16 protein-coding genes are annotated in these 17,927 nt (G+C 70.9%); 7 read left to right on the forward strand and 9 right to left on the reverse strand.

The window, feature by feature from the left end:
• The first annotated feature begins 11 nt into the window (after positions 1 to 11).
• Both DEJ49_RS24775 and DEJ49_RS24780 read left to right on the forward strand, forming a co-directional pair.
• Positions 12 to 2,033, forward strand: coding sequence for a histidine kinase (locus DEJ49_RS24775; RefSeq protein ID WP_190329440.1), 2,022 nt, complete (start codon positions 12 to 14; stop codon positions 2,031 to 2,033).
• The gene (locus DEJ49_RS24780) at positions 2,030 to 2,722 is read left to right on the forward strand and encodes a response regulator (RefSeq protein ID WP_150186167.1); all 693 of its coding nucleotides are present in this window, start codon (positions 2,030 to 2,032) and stop codon (positions 2,720 to 2,722) included. Before DEJ49_RS24775 ends, DEJ49_RS24780 begins: the two co-directional genes overlap by 4 nt.
• A 70-nt stretch (positions 2,723 to 2,792) precedes the next feature.
• Here the strand turns inward: DEJ49_RS24780 and sodN are convergent, their stop codons facing one another.
• Positions 2,793 to 3,188 (reverse strand): superoxide dismutase, Ni, encoded by a 396-nt coding sequence (gene sodN, locus DEJ49_RS24785; RefSeq protein ID WP_055564736.1) that lies wholly within the window; start codon positions 3,186 to 3,188, stop codon positions 2,793 to 2,795.
• A 144-nt stretch (positions 3,189 to 3,332) separates the two neighbouring features.
• Between sodN and sodX the strand changes: the two genes are divergently transcribed.
• Positions 3,333 to 3,767: a nickel-type superoxide dismutase maturation protease gene (gene sodX / locus DEJ49_RS24790; protein ID WP_190329642.1), complete on the forward strand. Its 435-nt coding sequence runs from the start codon at positions 3,333 to 3,335 to the stop codon at positions 3,765 to 3,767.
• Here the strand turns inward: sodX and DEJ49_RS24795 are convergent.
• Entirely contained in the window at positions 3,650 to 4,300 is a 651-nt protein-coding gene (locus DEJ49_RS24795) for a CGNR zinc finger domain-containing protein (RefSeq protein ID WP_150186168.1), read from the reverse strand. The two genes, sodX and DEJ49_RS24795, sit on opposite strands and share 118 nt — an antisense overlap.
• Before the next feature lie 91 nt (positions 4,301 to 4,391).
• On the opposite strand from DEJ49_RS24795, the gene DEJ49_RS24800 reads away from it, so the two are divergent.
• On the forward strand, positions 4,392 to 5,177 hold the full coding sequence (locus DEJ49_RS24800; RefSeq protein WP_150186169.1) for a class I SAM-dependent methyltransferase: 786 nt from the start codon (positions 4,392 to 4,394) through the stop codon (positions 5,175 to 5,177).
• A gap of 125 nt (positions 5,178 to 5,302) precedes the next feature.
• Here DEJ49_RS24800 and DEJ49_RS24805 read toward each other — a convergent pair whose 3' ends face one another.
• From DEJ49_RS24805 to DEJ49_RS24815, 3 genes are read right to left on the reverse strand one after another with little or no spacing between them, the layout of a single operon-like run.
• A complete protein-coding gene (locus tag DEJ49_RS24805; RefSeq protein WP_150172160.1) occupies positions 5,303 to 6,064 on the reverse strand; it encodes an amino acid ABC transporter ATP-binding protein in 762 nt (253 codons plus the stop codon).
• Positions 6,064 to 7,005: an amino acid ABC transporter permease gene (locus DEJ49_RS24810; protein WP_150186170.1), complete on the reverse strand. Its 942-nt coding sequence runs from the start codon at positions 7,003 to 7,005 to the stop codon at positions 6,064 to 6,066. The genes DEJ49_RS24805 and DEJ49_RS24810 overlap by 1 nt, the downstream gene beginning before the upstream one ends.
• Before the next feature lie 40 nt (positions 7,006 to 7,045).
• The gene (locus DEJ49_RS24815; RefSeq protein ID WP_150186171.1) at positions 7,046 to 8,002 is read right to left on the reverse strand and encodes an ABC transporter substrate-binding protein; all 957 of its coding nucleotides are present in this window, start codon (positions 8,000 to 8,002) and stop codon (positions 7,046 to 7,048) included.
• Positions 8,003 to 8,475: 473 nt separating this feature from the next.
• Here DEJ49_RS24815 and DEJ49_RS24820 point away from each other — a divergent pair, with 473 nt between their 5' ends.
• Positions 8,476 to 9,690, forward strand: a complete 1,215-nt coding sequence (locus DEJ49_RS24820) for an NADP-dependent malic enzyme (RefSeq protein WP_150186172.1) — start codon at positions 8,476 to 8,478, stop codon at positions 9,688 to 9,690.
• A 120-nt stretch (positions 9,691 to 9,810) separates the two neighbouring features.
• Complete coding sequence (locus tag DEJ49_RS24825) at positions 9,811 to 10,773, forward strand: zinc-binding dehydrogenase (RefSeq protein ID WP_150186173.1); 963 nt, start codon at positions 9,811 to 9,813, stop codon at positions 10,771 to 10,773.
• Positions 10,774 to 10,787: 14 nt separating this feature from the next.
• Here DEJ49_RS24825 and DEJ49_RS24830 read toward each other — a convergent pair whose 3' ends face one another.
• Both DEJ49_RS24830 and DEJ49_RS24835 read right to left on the reverse strand, forming a co-directional pair.
• A complete protein-coding gene (locus DEJ49_RS24830; RefSeq protein WP_150186174.1) occupies positions 10,788 to 11,852 on the reverse strand; it encodes a PadR family transcriptional regulator in 1,065 nt (354 codons plus the stop codon).
• Position 11,853: 1 nt separating this feature from the next.
• Positions 11,854 to 12,732, reverse strand: a complete 879-nt coding sequence (locus DEJ49_RS24835; protein ID WP_150186175.1) for a DUF4097 family beta strand repeat-containing protein — start codon at positions 12,730 to 12,732, stop codon at positions 11,854 to 11,856.
• 157 nt (positions 12,733 to 12,889) lie between these two features.
• Between DEJ49_RS24835 and DEJ49_RS24840 the strand changes: the two genes are divergently transcribed.
• Positions 12,890 to 13,699, forward strand: a complete 810-nt coding sequence (locus DEJ49_RS24840; RefSeq protein WP_150186176.1) for a hypothetical protein — start codon at positions 12,890 to 12,892, stop codon at positions 13,697 to 13,699.
• A 29-nt stretch (positions 13,700 to 13,728) separates the two neighbouring features.
• Here the strand turns inward: DEJ49_RS24840 and DEJ49_RS24845 are convergent, their stop codons facing one another.
• On the reverse strand, positions 13,729 to 13,911 hold the full coding sequence (locus DEJ49_RS24845; protein WP_003961784.1) for a DUF6104 family protein: 183 nt from the start codon (positions 13,909 to 13,911) through the stop codon (positions 13,729 to 13,731).
• A 132-nt stretch (positions 13,912 to 14,043) separates the two neighbouring features.
• Positions 14,044 to 17,868: a multifunctional oxoglutarate decarboxylase/oxoglutarate dehydrogenase thiamine pyrophosphate-binding subunit/dihydrolipoyllysine-residue succinyltransferase subunit gene (locus tag DEJ49_RS24850; RefSeq protein WP_150186177.1), complete on the reverse strand. Its 3,825-nt coding sequence runs from the start codon at positions 17,866 to 17,868 to the stop codon at positions 14,044 to 14,046.
• Positions 17,869 to 17,927: the final 59 nt, after the last annotated feature.

The following is a 17,927-nucleotide window of genomic DNA, read 5'->3' on the forward strand; positions in this document are numbered from 1 at the left end:
TCGAGCCCGATATGGAGCGAATACGTCATTGGCTGCTGCCCGTCCTGCTGACGGCCCTGCAGCTGGCCTACTGGCCGGGCCGCGCCCTGCGCGAGGACGATCCGGCGGTCGGTGCGGTCCAGTCGGCGGCGGCGCTCGCCGCTGCGGCCGCGCTCACCGCGGGGCTCGCCGTACGCCGCCGTCGCCCCGTCGCCGCGGCGCTCACCGTCGAGGCCGTCCTGCTCGCCTGCCTGCCGCTCCCGCAGGACGCGACGCTCGTGCACGCGCTGGGCGTGCTGATCGCCCTGTACTCGGTCGCCGTGCGGTGTCCCGGGCGGACGGTGGCCGTCGTCGGACCCGTCCTCGCGCTCTGTGAGGCGGGCCGGTCGGTGCTGGTGCTCGATTCGGGGACCGAAGCGGCGGGCGAGGCCGTGGTCAACTGCGTGTTGTTCCTGACCGTCGTGGGTCTCGGCCGCAGCCGCCGCCGCTGGCTCGCGGGCCGACGCAGCGCGGCGCGGGAGCTGGCGCGGGCCGAGTCCGAACGCGCCCGCGCCGCGCTCACCGAACGCGAGCGGCTCGCCCGCGAACTGCACGACGTGAGCGCCCACCACCTCACGTCGGTGGTCGTCACCGCGGACGCGGCACTGCGGCTCGGCGACCGCAAGCCGGAACTGACGGCCCAAGCGCTGGAGTTCGCGGCGGACACGGGCCGTGAGACGACGGCGGCGCTGCACCGCCTGGTCGCCCTGATGCGGACGTCGGCGGCGGACGAGGAGAGCCCTCTCGGCGAACGCGTCGCCGAGCTCTCCGCAGGCTTCGCCCGGCTCGGCCTGCGCCCCGGCGTGCATGTCGCACCGGAGGCGGCGCCCCTGACGGGTCCGACGGCGGAAGCGGCCTTCGCCATCGTCCGCGAGGCCCTCACGAACGCCCTGCGCTACGCCCCGGGTTCGACGGTACGCATCCACGTCCTGTCCAAGGCCGCCGACGGCACGGTGGACGTCACCGTGGAGGACGACGGGGCGGCGGGCGGGGTGCCCGGCGGCGTTCCCGCCGCGCGACAGCGGCTCGGGGGCGGGCGGGGAACCGTCGGGATGCGCGAGCGTGCCACCGCGCTCGGCGGCACGTTCACGGCCGGGCCGCGTACGGACGGCGCCGGGTGGGCGGTCCACGCCCACCTGCCGGGCGCGACGAGAGCCCAGCGCCAACGGGCCGTCGGCCACCGCGCGCTGCGCGGCCTCGACCTGTCCGACGGGGCCGTCGCGCTCGCCGTCGCCACGCTGCCCGTCTTCGCGGTCGTCGTCGAGGAGCCCACTGCCGCCGCCCTGGCCTGCGGTCCCGCCGTCGCGCACGCGCTTCCGCTGCTGTGGCGGCGCCGCGCGCCCTGGGCGGTGCTCTGCGCGGTCCTCGCCACGGCCTGGCTCGCGCCGCTCGGCCTGGCGTTCGGGCTGCTCTCGCCCGATGTGGCGCTCTGTCTGGCGACGGCGGGTGCCGTCGCGGAGTGCGTCGCCGTGTACGCCGTGGGGGCGTTCGCGGGCCCGGCGCGGGGCACATGGCCCGTCATGGCCGTGGCGGCCGCCGGCCTGTGCCTGTCCTTCCTCGCCCTCGCCGTGGCCGACGGCATGACGCAACTTGAAGAGGACGGCGGCGTCGGGCTGCTGCTGTTCCTGAACGTCATCGTCGGCGCCGCGTTCCTGCCGCCGATGGCCGCGTTCTGGGGCCTCGGTGCCGCCGTACGGTCCCGGCGCGAACGCGTCAGGGCCTGGGAGGACCACGCGCTGACGGCCACGGTGTGGTCGGCGGTCGCCGAGGCGCACGAGGAGCGGCGCCGCATCGCCGTGGAACTGCGCGGCCAAGTCCTGCGGCACGCCGACGCCGTGGTCGCGCGGGCCGAGGCGGGCGACCTGAGCGGCGTCGCCGCTGAGGCGCGGGCGGGCCTCGCCGCGATGCGCGAGCTGCTGGCCGCGCTGCGCGAGGTGACGGCACCCGGTGACACCGAAGCCGCGCGCGCCGCCACGACGGAGCGGAAGACGTCCCCTCAAGGAGCCCTCACATGATCGGTCCCGCCCCCACCCCCATCCGGGTGATGGTCGTCGACGACCAGGCCGTCGTCCGTGCCGGCTTCGCCGCGATCGTCGACGCGGAACCGGACCTCCAGGTGGTGGCCGAGGCGGCGGACGGCGCCCACGCCGTGCAGCTCGCCTCCGAGCTCGCCACGGACGTCGTCCTCATGGACATCCGCATGCCCGGCATGGACGGACTCACGGCGACCCGCCTGCTGACGGCGGACCCCGTCGCCGGCACCCCCCGCGTCCTCGTCCTGACCACCTTCGACCAGGACGCGTACGTCCACGACGCCCTGCGCGCGGGCGCCTCCGGGTTCCTCCTGAAGGACGCGCTGCCCGAGGAACTCCTCGCGGGCATCCGCATCGTGGCCTCGGGCGAGGCGATGCTCGCCCCCACCGTCACACGCCGCCTCATCGACGCCTTCGCGGGCACGGTCCCGGCGCCGACGACCGCCCAGGACCCCGAAGTCCTGGAGTCCCTGACGCCCCGAGAGCGCGAGGTCCTGACCCTGGTGGCCGCGGGCCACACGAACGCGGAGATCGCCGACGCGCTGGGCGTGACGACCGGCACGGTGAAGTCCCACGTCAACGCGGTCCTCGGCAAACTGGGCCTGCGCGACCGGGTACAGGCCACGATCCTCGCGTACGACCTGGGCCTGGCCAGACCACGGACGAGGTGAAACGCCGACAGCACCCGGCTCCGCGCGGATGCCGGGTGCTGTCAGTGAACGCGAAAGCGACGCGAGTGCGTCAGGCCTTCTTCGTCTCCCAGAAGATCTTGTCGATCTGGGCGATGTAGTCGAGCGCCTTCTGGCCCGTGGCCGGGTCGGTCGAACCCTTGGCGGCCGAGAGGGCCTTCAGGGTGTCGTTGACCAGCTGGTGCAGCTCCGGGTACTTCTCGAAGTGCGGGGGCTTGAAGTAGTCGCTCCACAGCACCGAGACGTGGTGCTTGGCGAGCTCGGCACGCTGCTCCTTGATGACCACGGCGCGCGCCTGGAAGTGCGCGTCGTCGTTGGCGGCCATCTTCTCCTGCACGGCCTTGACCGACTCCGCCTCGATGCGGGCCTGGGCCGGGTCGTACACGCCGCAGGGCAGGTCGCAGTGCGCGCTGACCTTCACCTTGGGGGCAAACAGGCGGGTGAGCATGTTGCTGTCCTCCTCGTGATCGTCTTCTCAGGTGGGACATTACTCCGTGAGAGACGGGTTTTCGCGAGGGCCCCCATGGGCTTAGGACAAAAGTCCAGGGTCAGACTGGGACTGGTGGAGGATAGGACCGGGGAGGTGCCGGTGATGCCGGAGCTGTCGCAGGAGAGCGAGCGCGGGAGGGCCCTCGTGCCGTGGGGCGCCGCGGAGGTGACGGGCCCTTCGATGGTGCCGACGCTGCACCACGGGGACCGGCTGCTCGTGCAGTGGGGGGCGCGGGTGCGTCCGGGTGACGTGGTGGTCCTCCGCCACCCCTTCCAGCAGGACCTCCTCGTGGTCAAACGGGCCAAGGAGCGGCGCGCGGGCGGCTGGTGGGTGCTCGGCGACAACCCGTTCGCGGGCGGGGACAGCACGGACTACGGAGTCGTTCCCGAGGAACTCGTCCTCGGGAAGGTCCGGTTCCGCTACCGTCCGCCGGCGCCGGGCCGCCGTTCGGCGTTCGCGCTGGCGCGCTGGGCGGTGGGCGCGGTGCGGCCGGTGCTCGCGGAACGTTCCGTCTCCAGGCGCTTGCGGGCGCGGTAGGCGGCGACGTTGGCGCGGGTCGCGCAGCGGTCCGAGCAGTAGCGCCGGGAGCGGTTCGTCGACGTGTCGAGGTAGGCGTTGCGGCACGGCGCCGCCTCGCACAGGCCGAGGCGGTCCACGCCGTGCTCGGTGAGGTGGAAGGCGAGGCCCATCGCGGCGATCGCGGCGTACCCGGCGGTCGCGTTGGAGGGGTGGTCCGCCAGGTGCAGGTGCCACAGCGGGCGGCCGTCGTCGTCCCGGTGGTCGTGGCCCGAGATCTGCGGGCTGACGGGGAACTCCAGGAGCAGTGAGTTCAGCAGGTCGACCGCGAGGGTCTCGTCGCCGCCGTCGGCCGCCTCGAAGACGGCCCGGAGCCTGGCCCGCACGGACCGGAAGCGCGTCACGTCGGAGTCCGTGGCGCGGCGGGCCATCTGCGTGCTCGGTCCGAAGAGCTCCCTGATCGCCTCGACGGACGTCAGCGTGTCCTTGTTGCGGCCCGGCTCCTCGCTGTTGACCAGGCGTACGGCGTAGTCCGAGTAATAGGCCAGTTCCACTTGTAGTCCTTACGAGGGCGGGCTAGGGTCATCTCGTCGGCCGGTAATGGCCGATTGCGGTACCAGGGTATTACGTAGTGGAGGGGTTCTGATGACGGAAACGGGGACCGGAACAGAAGCCGGCGCCGCGCGCGGCACCGACTGGCGCGCCTGGCAGGACAGCTGGGACCGGCAGCAGCAGTGGTACCTGCCCGACCGCGAGGAGCGGTTCCGGATCATGCTCGACATGGTCGAGGCCGTGGTCGGGACCGCGCCGCGCATCCTCGATCTGGCGTGCGGTACGGGAAGTATTACGGACCGGCTGCTCAAGAGGTTCCCGGACGCGACGAGCGTCGGCGTCGACCTCGACCCCGCACTGCTCACCATCGCCGAGGGCACGTTCGCCGGGGACGACCGGGTCACCTTCGTCACCGCCGACCTGAAGGACCCGGACTGGACGGCGGCGCTGCCGCACGACTCGTACGACGCCGTGCTGACCGCCACCGCGCTGCACTGGCTCTTCAGCGAGCCCCTGGCCGCGCTCTACGGCCAGGTCGCCGGGCTCGTCCGCGACGGCGGCGTCTTCATGAACGCCGACCACATGCCGGACCCGGCGACCCCGCGCCTGAACGAGGCCGACCGCGCCCAGCGCCACGCCCGTATGGACCGCGCCAAGGCCGAGGGCGCCGTGGACTGGAAGGAGTGGTGGCAGCTCGCAGCCAAGGACCCGGTGCTGGCCGAGCCCACCGCCAGGCGGTTCGAGATCTACGGCGAGCACGCGGACGGCGACACGCCGTCGCCCGAGTGGCACGCGCGAACGCTGCGCGAGGCGGGCTTCGGCGAGGCGCGGACGGTGTGGGCGTCGCCCTCCGATGCGATGGTTCTTGGTCTCAAGTAGCGGAACCCCGGCTGCGGGCCGGTGGGGGCTTGTCGCGCAGTTCCCCGCGCCCCTGACGGGGCACGCCGGAGGGGCCGGTACGGAATCCGTACCGGCCCCTCCGTGATCGCCCGATCAGCGAAGCGCTACAACACCTTCGACAGGAACGACTGCGTACGCTCCTGCTGCGGGTTCGTCAGGACGTCGCGGGGGTTGCCGGACTCGACCACCACGCCGCCGTCCATGAAGACGAGGCTGTCGCCGACCTCGCGGGCGAAGCCCATCTCGTGCGTGACGACGACCATCGTCATGCCGGTCTCGGCGAGGTCGCGCATCACGTCGAGGACGTCGCCGACCAGCTCGGGGTCGAGCGCCGACGTCGGCTCGTCGAACAGCATCAGCTTCGGGTCCATCGCGAGCGCACGGGCGATCGCGACGCGCTGCTGCTGGCCGCCGGAGAGCTGCGAGGGGTAGTTGCCCGCCTTGTCGGCGAGGCCGACCCGCTCCAAAAGCTGGCCCGCGCGCTCCCGCGCCTCGGCCTTCGCGACGCCCTTGACCTGCACCGGCGCCTCCATGACGTTCTCAAGGGCCGTCATGTGCGGGAAGAGGTTGAAGCGCTGGAAGACCATGCCGATGTCACGGCGCTTCAGGGCGACTTCGCTGTCCTTGAGCTCGTACAGCTTGTCCCCCTTCTGCCGGTAGCCGACCAGCTCCCCGTCGACGTACAGCCGACCCGCGTTGATCTTCTCCAGGTGGTTGATGCAGCGCAGGAACGTCGACTTGCCGGAACCGGACGGGCCGATCAGGCAGAAGACCTCGCCCGTCTTGACCTCGAGGTCGATGCCCTTGAGGACCTCTACGTTGCCGAAGGACTTGTGGACGCCCTCGGACTTCACCATGGCGGTCATCAGCGGACACCTCCCGCGCGGTTGCCCAGCGACAGCATGTTGGCCTTGATCTTCTGGAAGGGGGTGTCCGGCAGGGTGCGGGACGAGCCGCGGGCGTAGTACCGCTCGAGGTAGTACTGCCCGACGCTGAGGATCGACGTCATGATCAGGTACCAGCAGGCGGCGAGCAGCAGCGTCTCGACGGTCGCGCCGGACGACGTGCCGATGTCCTGCGCGTACTTGAGGAGCTCGTAGTACTGCACGGCGGCCACCAGGGACGTCGTCTTCAGCATGTTGATGAACTCGTTGCCCGTCGGCGGCACCACGACGCGCATCGCCTGCGGCAGCACCACGCGGCGCAGCGTCTTGTTGTGGCTCATGCCGAGAGCGTGCGCCGCCTCGGTCTGGCCCTCGTCGACCGAGAGCAGACCGGCGCGGCAGATCTCGGCCATGTACGCCGCCTCGTTGAGGCCGAGGCCGAGCAGCGCCGTCAGGAACGGCGTCATGAAGTCCGACCACTCGTCCTTGTAGACGGGCCCGAGGTTGATGTAGTCGAAGACGAAGCCGAGGTTGAACCAGACGAAGAGCTGGACCAGGACCGGCGTGCCGCGGAAGAACCAGATGTAGAACCAGGCGATCGACGAGGTCACCGGGTTCTTCGACAGGCGCATCACCGAGAGCAGCACACCGCCGACGACGCCGATGAGCATCGAGAGGAAGGTGAGGATCAGCGTCTCGCGGACACCCTTGAGGATGCGCTCGTCGAAGAAATTGTCGGGGATCGCGCCCCAGTTGATGTCGCCCTGCGAGAAGGCGTAGACGATCGCGGCGAGCACGCCGATCGCGAGGACCGCGGCGACGTAGCGGCCGAAGTGCCGGACCGGGATGGCCTTGATGGCCTCCGCCGGGCGGGCCGCGGGGACGTCGTCCTCCGGGCCCTTCTTGGAGATGTCGGTGGTCACGTGAGTGGCCTTTCAGCGACTGGGAGGGAGGGGGAGGGGGTCACTTGCCGCCGTTGATGACGGCCTTCTCGACCGCGCCGTCCTCGACGCCCCACTTCTTGATGATCTTTTCGTAGTCGCCGTTCTTGATGATCGCGTCGAGGGCCGCCTGGATCGCGTCGCGCAGCTCGGGGTTCTTCTTGGAGACGGCGATGCCGTACGGGGCCGCCTCGACCTGCTCGCCGACCAGCTCGAAGTCCTTGCCGCCGCCCGAGGTCTTCACCGCGTACGCGGCGACCGGGAAGTCGGACGAACCCGCGTCGGCGCCGCCGGAGCGCAGCCGGGTCTGGGCCTGCTGGTCGTTGTCGAACTGCTCGATCGCGATCTTCTTGCCGCCCTTGCACTTCTTCGACTCGGCCTTCGCCAGGTCGTGCGAGACGGTGCCGCGCTGGACGACGATCTTCTTGCCGCAGAGGTCCGCCCAGGTCTTGATTCCCTGGTCGTCGCCCTTCTTGGTGTAGATCGAGACGCCCGCCGTGAAGTAGTCGATGAAGTCGACGCCGTCGCCGACCTTCTTCCCGGTCTCCTCGTCGACGCCCTCCTGGCGGTTCTTCGTGTCGGTCATGGCCGACATCGCGACCTGGTAGCGCTTGGAGCGCAGGCCGCCGAGGAGGGTGTCGAAGGTGCCGTTCTCGAACTCGAACCGCACGCCGAGCTGCTTGCCCAGCGCCTCGCCCAGGTCCGGGTCGATGCCGACCGTGTCGCCGGACTTGTCCTTGAACTCGACCGGCGGATAGGCGATGTCGGACCCGACCTTGATGACGCCCGCGTCGCGGATGTCCTTGGGCAGCTTGTCGGCGAGCGGGGCGTTGCTGACCGAGTCGCTTCCCTTGTCGTTGGTCTGGTCGCCGCAGCCGGAGAGCAGCAGCGAGCCGACGACCGCGATCGTGCCGACCGCGGCAATCCGGGACTTCGCGGACTTGCCGACGGTCCTACGACAAATGGAGCTTGCGGTCATGGTGGGTCCTCCGGCGGATGAGGGAGTTGCCGAACGGTCGGGCACACACCTTCGGGTGTCGCGACCTCGTGTGATGAGCGCATCTTGCCATTCGGACCGTCCGATTCTGGGTGCCGGAGATATCAAAATCGGATAACGGGAGAGCCTCGAAACGCGACATTGGTGGCTGAGTGGGCCGCAAAATGCCCTATTCGGGGAATCTGGAGGAATCGGGCATTCCCCAGTGACACTCGTCCCGGCCTCCAGGGACTTCTGCTGAGCATGCTGCAACCAATGTCACTCGCCCGTGCCCACCGCCTTCAGGTACAAAGGTTGGCTACACCCCTCATCCGGGGCCCAGGGCGCGTGTGCGGCGCGCTCGCGTGTCCGTACCTCCCTCCGCCGACAGGCGGGGAACGGACGCGGTGCCCGCCCACTTCCCAACCGGGAGTGGACACCCTCAACTGATGAATAAGACTTAAGGGGTCAGACAAGTGGCAGCGGAGATCGTCAATCCTCGCAGCGACAGCAGTACGGATCACGAAGGCGCCGACGAGCCCTTCGATCCGGCGTTTGCGCTGCACCGCGGCGGCAAGATGGCCGTGCAGGCCACCGTGCCGGTCCGCGACAAGGACGACCTGTCCCTGGCGTACACGCCCGGCGTCGCGAAAGTGTGCAGCGCGATCGCGGAGCGTCCGGAGCTCGTCCACGACTACACGTGGAAATCGAATGTCGTCGCCGTGGTGACCGACGGGACCGCCGTGCTCGGTCTCGGCGACATCGGCGCCGAGGCCTCCCTCCCCGTGATGGAGGGCAAGGCCATCCTGTTCAAGCAGTTCGGCGGCGTCGACGCGGTGCCGATCGCGCTCGCGACGACGGACGCCGACGAGATCGTCGAGACGGTGGTGCGCCTCGCCCCGTCCTTCGGCGGCGTCAACCTGGAGGACATCTCGGCGCCGCGGTGCTTCGAGATCGAGCGCAAGCTCCAGGAGCGGCTCGACATCCCCGTCTTCCACGACGACCAGCACGGCACGGCCGTCGTGACGCTGGCGGCGCTGCGCAACGCGGCGAAGCTGACCGGGCGCACCCTCGGCGACCTGCGGGCCGTCATCTCCGGCGCCGGCGCGGCCGGTGTCGCCATCGCCAAGTTCCTCCTGGAGGCGGGGCTCGGCGACGTGGCGGTCGCGGACCGCAAGGGCATCGTGAGCCGCGACCGGGACGACCTCACCCCGGTCAAGCGCGAGCTCGCCGAGCTGACGAACAAGGCCGGCATCAGCGGCTCGCTGGAGGCGGCCCTGAAGGGCGCCGACGTGTTCATCGGCGTCTCGGGCGGCACCGTCCCGGAGCCCGCCGTCGCGTCGATGGCGCCGAACGCGTTCGTGTTCGCCATGGCCAACCCGAACCCCGAGGTCCACCCCGACGTCGCGCACAAGTACGCGGCCGTGGTGGCGACCGGCCGTTCGGACTACCCGAACCAGATCAACAACGTGCTGGCCTTCCCCGGCATTTTCGCGGGCGCGCTCCAGGTGCGGGCCTCCCGCATCACCGAGGGCATGAAGATCGCCGCTGCCGACGCCCTCGCGGACGTCGTCGGCGACGAGCTCTCCGCGGACTACGTGATCCCCTCGCCGTTCGACGAGCGCGTCGCACCGGCCGTGACCGCGGCGGTCGCCGCCGCGGCCCGCGCGGAGGGCGTCGCCCGCAGCTGACGTCCCCTCTCCGAGGCCGGTCGCGCCCCCTGCCCCGCCACACCGTGCGGCAGGGGGCGCGGTGCGTGTCACAGCCGTACGTGGTTCCGCCGGGGCACCCCGCCCGCCTAGGGTCGCCTCATGTTCGCTGCCTACGCTGCTCGTATCGACCGTGACCAGCCGCTCGACGGCCTTGAGTTGGGGGAGCGGCCCGCCCCCGAGGCACGCCCCGGCTGGTCGACCGTGAACGTCAAGGCCGCCTCCCTCAACCACCACGACCTGTGGTCGCTGCGCGGCGTCGGCCTGGCCGAGGACAAGCTGCCCATGATCCTCGGCTGCGACGCGGCGGGGATCGACGAGGACGGGAACGAGGTCGTTCTCCACTCCGTCATCGGACAGTCCGGCCACGGCGTCGGGCCGCACGAGGGCCGCTCCATCCTCACCGAGAAGTACCAGGGCACCTTCGCCGAGCGCGTCGCCGTCCCCACCTGGAACGTGCTGCCCAAGCCGAAGGAGCTCTCCTTCGCGGAGGCGGCCTGCCTGCCCACCGCGTGGCTGACCGCGTACCGCATGCTCTTCACCAACGCCGGTGTCCGGCCCGGCGACTCGGTCCTCGTGCAGGGCGCGGGCGGCGGCGTCGCCACGGCGGCGATCGTCCTCGGCAAGGCGGCCGGCCTGCGGGTCTTCGCGACCAGCCGCGACGAGGCCAAGCGCAAGCGGGCGCTGGAGCTGGGCGCCGTGGAGGCCGTCGAGGCGGGCGCGCGCCTCCCGCAGCGCGTCGACGCGGTCATCGAGACCGTCGGCGCGGCGACCTGGTCCCACTCGGTCAAGTCGCTGAAGCCGGGCGGCTCGCTGGTCATCTCCGGAGCGACCAGCGGCGACCGCCCCTCGCACGCGGAGCTCACCCGCATCTTCTTCCTCGAACTCAAGGTCGTCGGCTCGACCATGGGCACCAAGGACGAGCTGGAGGACCTGCTGGCCTTCTGCGCGACCACCGGCGTGCGGCCCGTGGTCGACGAGATCCTGCCCCTGGACCGGGCCAAGGAGGGCTTCCGGCGCCTGGAGTCGGGCGAGCAGTTCGGGAAGATCGTGCTGGCGGTCTGACCTCGCCGACCTCCTCAGCTCTCGGGGGTGGGAGCGCGGAGGGCCGCGCCGATGTGTGCCGCCGCCTCCGACAGGTGGCGGCGCGCCTCCCGGAGCTGGGACTCCGACACGCCGTGGTCGCGGGCCGCGTCGCGGATGTCGTCCCGGAAGCGGTCCAGGAGACGGTCGAGGTCACGGCCGGGGTCGCCGGTGGTGTCCTCCTTGGCCCAGTCGGGTGCGTACTCCACGGGGAGGTCCTCACGGGCGACGCTGAACGTGGGCCCCTTCCCGGCGGCGGCGGTCCCGGGGTCGGCGGTCCCGGGCTCGGCGGTCCCGGAGTCGGCGGTCCCGGAGTCGGTCCGGGTGCCGAACCCCTTGCCGAAGTCCTTGCCGAGCCGCGTCCCGAAGTCGCCGAACTCCTTGGCCAGTTCCGTCAGCCCCTCCCGCACGCCCGTCGGCCAGTCGCCCCGCGCGAAGTGGTCCTGCACCTGCTCCTGTACGTGCCTGACGATGCGCTGCGCCTCCGCCTGGGCCTGCCGCGCCTGGGCGTGGGCCTGCTCCTGGGCGTCCTTCGCCTGGCGCCGGGCACGCTGAGCCTCCTCGCGGGCACGGCGGCTCTCGTCCTTCGCGCGCCGGGCCTGCTCCTTCCACCCCTGCTTGGCGCGCTTGAACTCCTCCTTCGTCTGGTGCCAGCCCTCCGTACCCTCCGAGCTGAGCGCCTCCTTGGCGGCGGCCCGCATCTCGCGGCGCAGGTCGCCCGCGGCGCCCTGCACCCCGTCGCGGATCTCGGCGGCGAGCTCGGCGACCGACTCGCGGATCTCCAGCTCCAGGTCGGCCAGCTCACCGCTGCGGCCCGCCAGTTCGGCGCGGCCGGCGTCCGTGATGGCGTAGACCTTCCGGCCGCCCTCCGTGGTGTGCGTGACGAGACCCTCGGCCTCCAGCTTCGCGAGGCGGGGGTACACGGTGCCCGCGGAGGGTGCGTACAGCCCGTGGAAGCGCTCCTCCAGGAGCCTGATCACCTCGTAGCCGTGGCGGGGGGCCTCGTCGAGCAGCTTGAGCAGGTACAGGCGCAGGCGGCCGTGGGCGAACACGGGGGGCATGTCAGAGAACCTTCTTGTCGGTCGAGCCGTCGTTCTTGTGTTCGTTCCCGGCGTCGTCGTACGGATCCTCCTCCATCTGTGGCCTGCGCAGGAGCGCGATGGAGCCGGAGACCGTCGTCGCCCTGAGCCGCCCGCGGCCCGCGCCGAGGCGCCCGGTGATCCGCTTGGCGCCCCACTGACCCCCGACCCGCAGGTCCTCGAAGGCGTTGGACACGGAGCCGCTCGCCGTGTCGACCTCGACCTCCGCGTCCGCGGGGTGGGGGAGCCGGATCGCCATCTCGCCGGAAACGCTCGTGAGGGCGACGTCGGTCGGGGTGCCCGCCGGGTCGAGGTCCACGATCATCGAGCCGCTCACGGAGTCGGCCCGGACGGAGTGGCCCGCCGCCTCGACGACCGTGAGGCCGCCGGAGACGGAGTTGAAGCGGAGGTCGCCGGTGACGCCCTGTGCCTCCACGTTGCCGGACACGGTGTCCGCGCGGACCTGCCCCGCGAGACCGAGCAGGGTCGTGTCGCCGGTGACGCCCTTCACCTCGGTGCGGCCCTCGATGCCGGAGACCACGGCGCCGGCGCCGACCACGCCCACCTCGACGCGGGTGGCGGCGGGCACGGCCAGGGAGACGAGCGCGCTGCGGCGCCAGCCCTTGCGGTCGAGCCACTTGAGGAAGCCCTTCCAGGGCAGGTCCTCGTACGCGACGGTCAGCGTGCCGTCCTCGTGGGTCACCTTGAGGGGTGGCCCTTCTATCTCCGTGACCTCCAGGCGGGCGGCGCCCTCGTCCGTGCCCACCACGTTCACCGTCCCGTTGACGACACGGACGTGGAGTGCGGTCACGGGGGCGTCGAACGTGAGCTTCATCGGCTCGGCGACGGACCACTCCGACATGAGCTGACCTCCTGGGCGGCGGGCCGGATGCGACGCGCCATATCGCGTCTTCTGCTATTCACGATATATCGCGGTGCCGGGAAGTCAAGAACTCGTACGAGTGAGTGGGTTATGAGCCGTATAAGCCTATTAAGCCGTTCTGCCCTAGCGTGGGATCATGTCGTCCGATGCTGTTTCCCCAGGTGCGCTGCTGCTCTGCCGGGCCGAGCCCGACGTCGTGGAGATCGCGGCCCAGCTGCTCCGCGAGCGGATGCTGCTCGCGGAGGCCGGCCGTGACTGGAGCGTGCTCGTGCCCGAGGGCAAGCCGTGGCTGCACGGCGAGGAGCCCGTCGACCGCGTGCTGACCGGTTGGGCCACCGCGCTCGCCGTCGGCTCGGCATGGCCCGTGCTCGCCCTGTGGTGGGACGGCGACCGCTCCGGCTACACCCTCGCCTCGGGGTTCCGGCGGACGGTCGGGTACGAATGGCTGGCCAACGGGACGCCCGTGGGGGAGGACGAGGCGATGCGCACGTTCGCCGCGCGGCTCGGCCTCGACCCCGTCCTGGACATGCAGTCACTGGAGGCGCTGGCCCGCCCCGACACGGAGGCGGACGCGCGGGCCAGGATGCTCGGACTCCTCGCCGTCCTCACGCGCGCGGGCCTCACCCTCCCGCCGGGCCTCGGCCCCGGCGAACCGGCGGACCGGCTGCGCGAGGCGGCCCGCGTCCAGCAGGGCGTGCGCCAGGTCGAGTGGCCCGGATGGCGGGACGCGGTCAGAGCGGAGTTCGGAGCGGTCGAGAAGGGCCCCCTGGGCCCCTGGGTGCGTGGACCCCGCGCAAGGGCCCTGGCGGCCGCTCAGCTCGCCGCGGGCCTCCCGTTGGCGGTATGGGCCGTACGGCGCCGCAGCGGAGGCTGGGGCGCGGCGGCGGCCCTCCTGATGGCGCAGGGGGCGGCGGGGCTCGCGTACGACCGCGTGCGGAGCGCCTGAGGCCCCGGCGTCCCGCGCCTACGACGCGACTACTCGTCCTCGTCCTCGTCGTCCAGCCGCGCCAGCCACGTCGCCAGGCGCTCGACCGGGACCTCGAAGTCCGGGTTGAGGTCCACGAACGTGCGGAGCTGCTCGGCGAGCCACTCGAAGGTGACCTCTTCCTCGCCGCGCCGCTTCTCCAGCTCCTCGATGCCACGGTCGGTGAAGTACAACTCATGCTCCTGATGCGGACGGATCGTTCCACCTCAGGATAGGCGCCGGGCGGGCCCGGGAACGCCGGAGGGCCCGGCCTCCGAGTCCTGGAACTCGGGGGGCCGGGCCCGCCTGCGTACGAGCGTCGAGGGTTACGCCTCGAAGACCTCGCTGATGAGCTGCTCCTGCTCGGCCTGGTGACGCTTGGCCGAACCGACCGCCGGGGACGAGCTGTGCGGCCGCGAGATGCGGCGCAGGCGCTCGCCGTGCGGGATGTCCGCGCCGACCGCCAGGTCCAGGTGGTCGATGAGGTTGAGGGCGATGAACGGCCACGCGCCCTGGTTCGCCGGCTCCTCCTGCGCCCACAGGTACTTCTCGGCGTTCGGGTACTTGGCGATCTCCGCCTGGAGCTCGGCACCCGGCAGCGGGTACAGACGCTCGATGCGGATGATGGCCGTGTCGTCGGCGCCGCGCTTCTGGCGGGCGGCCTCCAGGTCGTAGTACAGCTTGCCGGCGCAGAAGACGACCTTGCGGACCGCCGACGGGTCGACGTGGCTGTCGCCGATGACCGGGCGGAAGCCGCCCGTCGTGAACTCCTCCGTCTTCGAGGCCGCCGCCTTCAGGCGCAGCATCGACTTCGGGGTGAAGACCACCAGCGGCTTGTGGTGCGGGTTGTGCACCTGCCACCGCAGGAGGTGGAAGTAGTTCGACGGGAGGGTCGGCATCGCGACCGTCATGTTGTTCTGCGCGCACAGCTGGAGGAAGCGCTCGATGCGGGCGGACGAGTGGTCCGGGCCCTGGCCCTCGTAGCCGTGGGGCAGGAGCAGCGTGACACCGGAGTGCTGGTTCCACTTCTGCTCGGCGGCGGAGATGTACTCGTCCACCACCGTCTGCGCGCCGTTGACGAAGTCACCGAACTGCGCTTCCCACATGACGAGCGACTCGGGGCGGGCCAGCGAGTAGCCGTACTCGAAGCCCATCACCGCGTACTCGGAGAGCAGCGAGTCGTAGACGTTGTAGCGCGCCTGGTCCTCGGAGAGGTACATCAGGGGCGTGTAGTCCTCGCCCGTCGCGCGGTCGATGAGGACCGCGTGGCGCTGGCCGAACGTGCCGCGGCGGGAGTCCTGGCCCGACAGGCGGACCGGGGTGCCCTCCAGGAGCAGCGAGCCGATGGCGAGGGTCTCGCCCATGCCCCAGTCGATCGTGCCCTCTTCGACCATCGTCGCGCGGCGCTGCAGCTGCGGCAGCAGACGCGGGTGGACGGTGACCCGGTCGGGGATGTTGACCTGGGACTCGGCGATCCGCTTGACGACCTCCTGGGAGATCGCGGTCTCGACGTGCACGGGGAACTCGGCCTGCGGCGCCGGCACGTCGGCCTGCGCGGGCTGCGAGACGGCCTCGCGGACCTCGGTGAAGACCTTCTCCAGCTGGCCCTGGAAGTCCTGCAGCGCCTGCTCGGCCTCTTCCAGGGTGATGTCGCCGCGACCGATGAGGGACTCGGTGTAGAGCTTGCGCACCGAGCGCTTCTTGTCGATCAGGTCGTACATCAGCGGCTGCGTGAACGCCGGGTTGTCCGACTCGTTGTGCCCGCGGCGGCGGTAGCAGATGAGGTCGATGACCACGTCCTTGTTGAACGCCTGGCGGAACTCGAAGGCGAGACGGGCGACGCGGACGACGGCCTCGGGGTCGTCGCCGTTCACGTGGAAGATCGGCGCCTCGATCATGCGGGCCACGTCGGTGGCGTACATGGAGGAGCGCGACGACTCCGGGGCGGCGGTGAAGCCGACCTGGTTGTTGATGACGATGTGGACCGTGCCGCCCGTGCGGTAGCCGCGCAGCTGCGACATGTTGAGCGTCTCGGCGACCACACCCTGGCCCGCGAAGGCCGCGTCACCGTGCAGGGCGACGGGCAGGACCGTGAAGTCCGTGCCGCCCTTGTTGATGATGTCCTGCTTGGCGCGGACGATGCCCTCGATGACCGGGTCGACCGTCTCCAGGTGGGACGGGTTGGCGGCCAGCGAGACCTTGATCTGCTCGCCGTCCAGGCCGGTGAAGGTGCCCTCGGCGCCCAGGTGGTACTTCACGTCGCCGGAGCCGTGCATGGACTTGGGGTCCATGTTGCCCTCGAACTCGCGGAAGATCTGGGCGTACGACTTGCCGACGATGTTGGCGAGGACGTTCAGGCGGCCGCGGTGGGCCATGCCGATGACGACCTCGTCCAGGCGCGACTCGGCGGCGCTGTCGAGCACGGCGTCGAGCAGCGGGATGACGGACTCGCCGCCCTCCAGGGAGAAGCGCTTCTGGCCGACGTACTTCGTCTGCAGGAAGGTCTCGAAGGCCTCCGCGGAGTTCAGGCGGCGCAGGATGCGCAGCTGCTCCTCGCGCTCGGGCTTGGTGGCGTGGGTCCGCTCGATGCGGTCCTGCAGCCACTTGCGCTGCTTCGGGTCCTGGATGTGCATGAACTCGACGCCGGTGGTCCGGCAGTACGAGTCGCGCAGCACGCCGAGGACGTCGCGCAGCTTCATCATCGACTTGCCGGCGAAGCCGCCGACCGCGAACTCCCGCTCCAGGTCCCACAGGGTGAGGCCGTGCTCGGTGATGTCCAGGTCGGGGTGCTTGCGCTGCTTGTACTCCAGCGGGTCCGTGTCGGCCATGACGTGGCCGCGGACGCGGTAGGAGTGGATCAGCTCGAAGACGCGGGCGGCCTTCGTGACGTCGTCGTCGTGCGAGGCGTCGATGTCCTTGAGCCAGCGGACCGGCTCGTAGGGGATCCGGAGCGCCTTGAAGATCTCGTCGTAGAACTCGTTCTCGCCGAGGAGGAGGTTCGCGACGATGCGCAGGAATTCGCCGGAGGCGGCGCCCTGGATGACCCGGTGGTCGTAGGTCGACGTGAGCGTCATGACCTTCGAGATGCCGAGCTTGTTCAGGGTGTCCTGCGAGGTGCCCTGGAACTCCGCCGGGTAGTCCATGGAGCCGACGCCCATGATGACCGACTGGCCGGGCATCAGGCGCGGGACCGAGTGGACGGTGCCGAGGCCGCCGGGGTTGGTCAGGGAGACCGTCACGCCGGTGAAGTCGTCCATGCCCAGCTTGCCGTCGCGGGCGCGGCGGACGATGTCCTCGTAGGCCTGCCAGAACTCGAAGAAGTTCAGGGTCTCGGCCTTCTTGATGCCCGCGACGACCAGCTGGCGGTCGCCGTTGGGCTTCACCAGGTCGATGGCGAGGCCGAAGTTGACGTGCTCCGGCTTGACCAGGGTGGGCTTGCCGTCCTTCTCCACGAAGGAGTAGTTCATCGACGGCATGGCCTTGATGGCCTGCACCATCGCGTACCCGATGAGGTGCGTGAAGGAGATCTTCCCGCCGCGGGCGCGCTTGAGGTGGTTGTTGATGACGATGCGGTTGTCGAAGAGCAGCTTCACCGGGACCGCGCGCACCGACGTGGCGGTGGGGACCTCGATGGAGGCGTTCATGTTCTTCGCGACCGCGGCGCTCGGGCCGCGCAGCGTCACGTACTCGGGGCCGGCCGGAGCCTCGGCCGCGGGCTCCGCCTTCGCGGCGGGCTTGGCAGCATCGGGCTTGGCGGCGGGCTTCGCGGCGGGCGCCGGAGCGGCGGCCGCGGGCTTCGCGGGAGCGGCCGGTGCCTGCGCCTGGGGAGCGGCGGGGGCGGCCTGGGCCTGGGCCGCGGGCTTCGCCGGGGCGGCGGGCGCGGCAGGGGCGGGAGCAGTGGTGGACGCGGCCCCCGCGGCCGTGTCACCCGCCGGCTTCGCCGGGGCGGCGGCTGCAGAGGCGGCCGTTCCTGGCTTGTAGTCGGCGAAGAAGTCCCACCAGGCTCGGTCGACCGAGTTCGGGTCCTGGAGGTACTGCTGGTAGATCTCGTCGACGAGCCACTCGTTGGGACCGAAGGCAGCAGCAGGGTCCTTGCCCTGACCGTCTTGGTCGGTCGAGATGCTCGAGCTACTGGGGGACTGTGACGACACGGCGGTAACCGCCCTCTTCCGCTTCACAAGGTGATGGACAGCGGAAATAAAGGCTACGC

Origin of the sequence: Streptomyces venezuelae, assembly GCF_008642335.1 — a bacterium.
In the GTDB taxonomy this organism is placed as follows: domain Bacteria; phylum Actinomycetota; class Actinomycetes; order Streptomycetales; family Streptomycetaceae; genus Streptomyces; species Streptomyces venezuelae_F.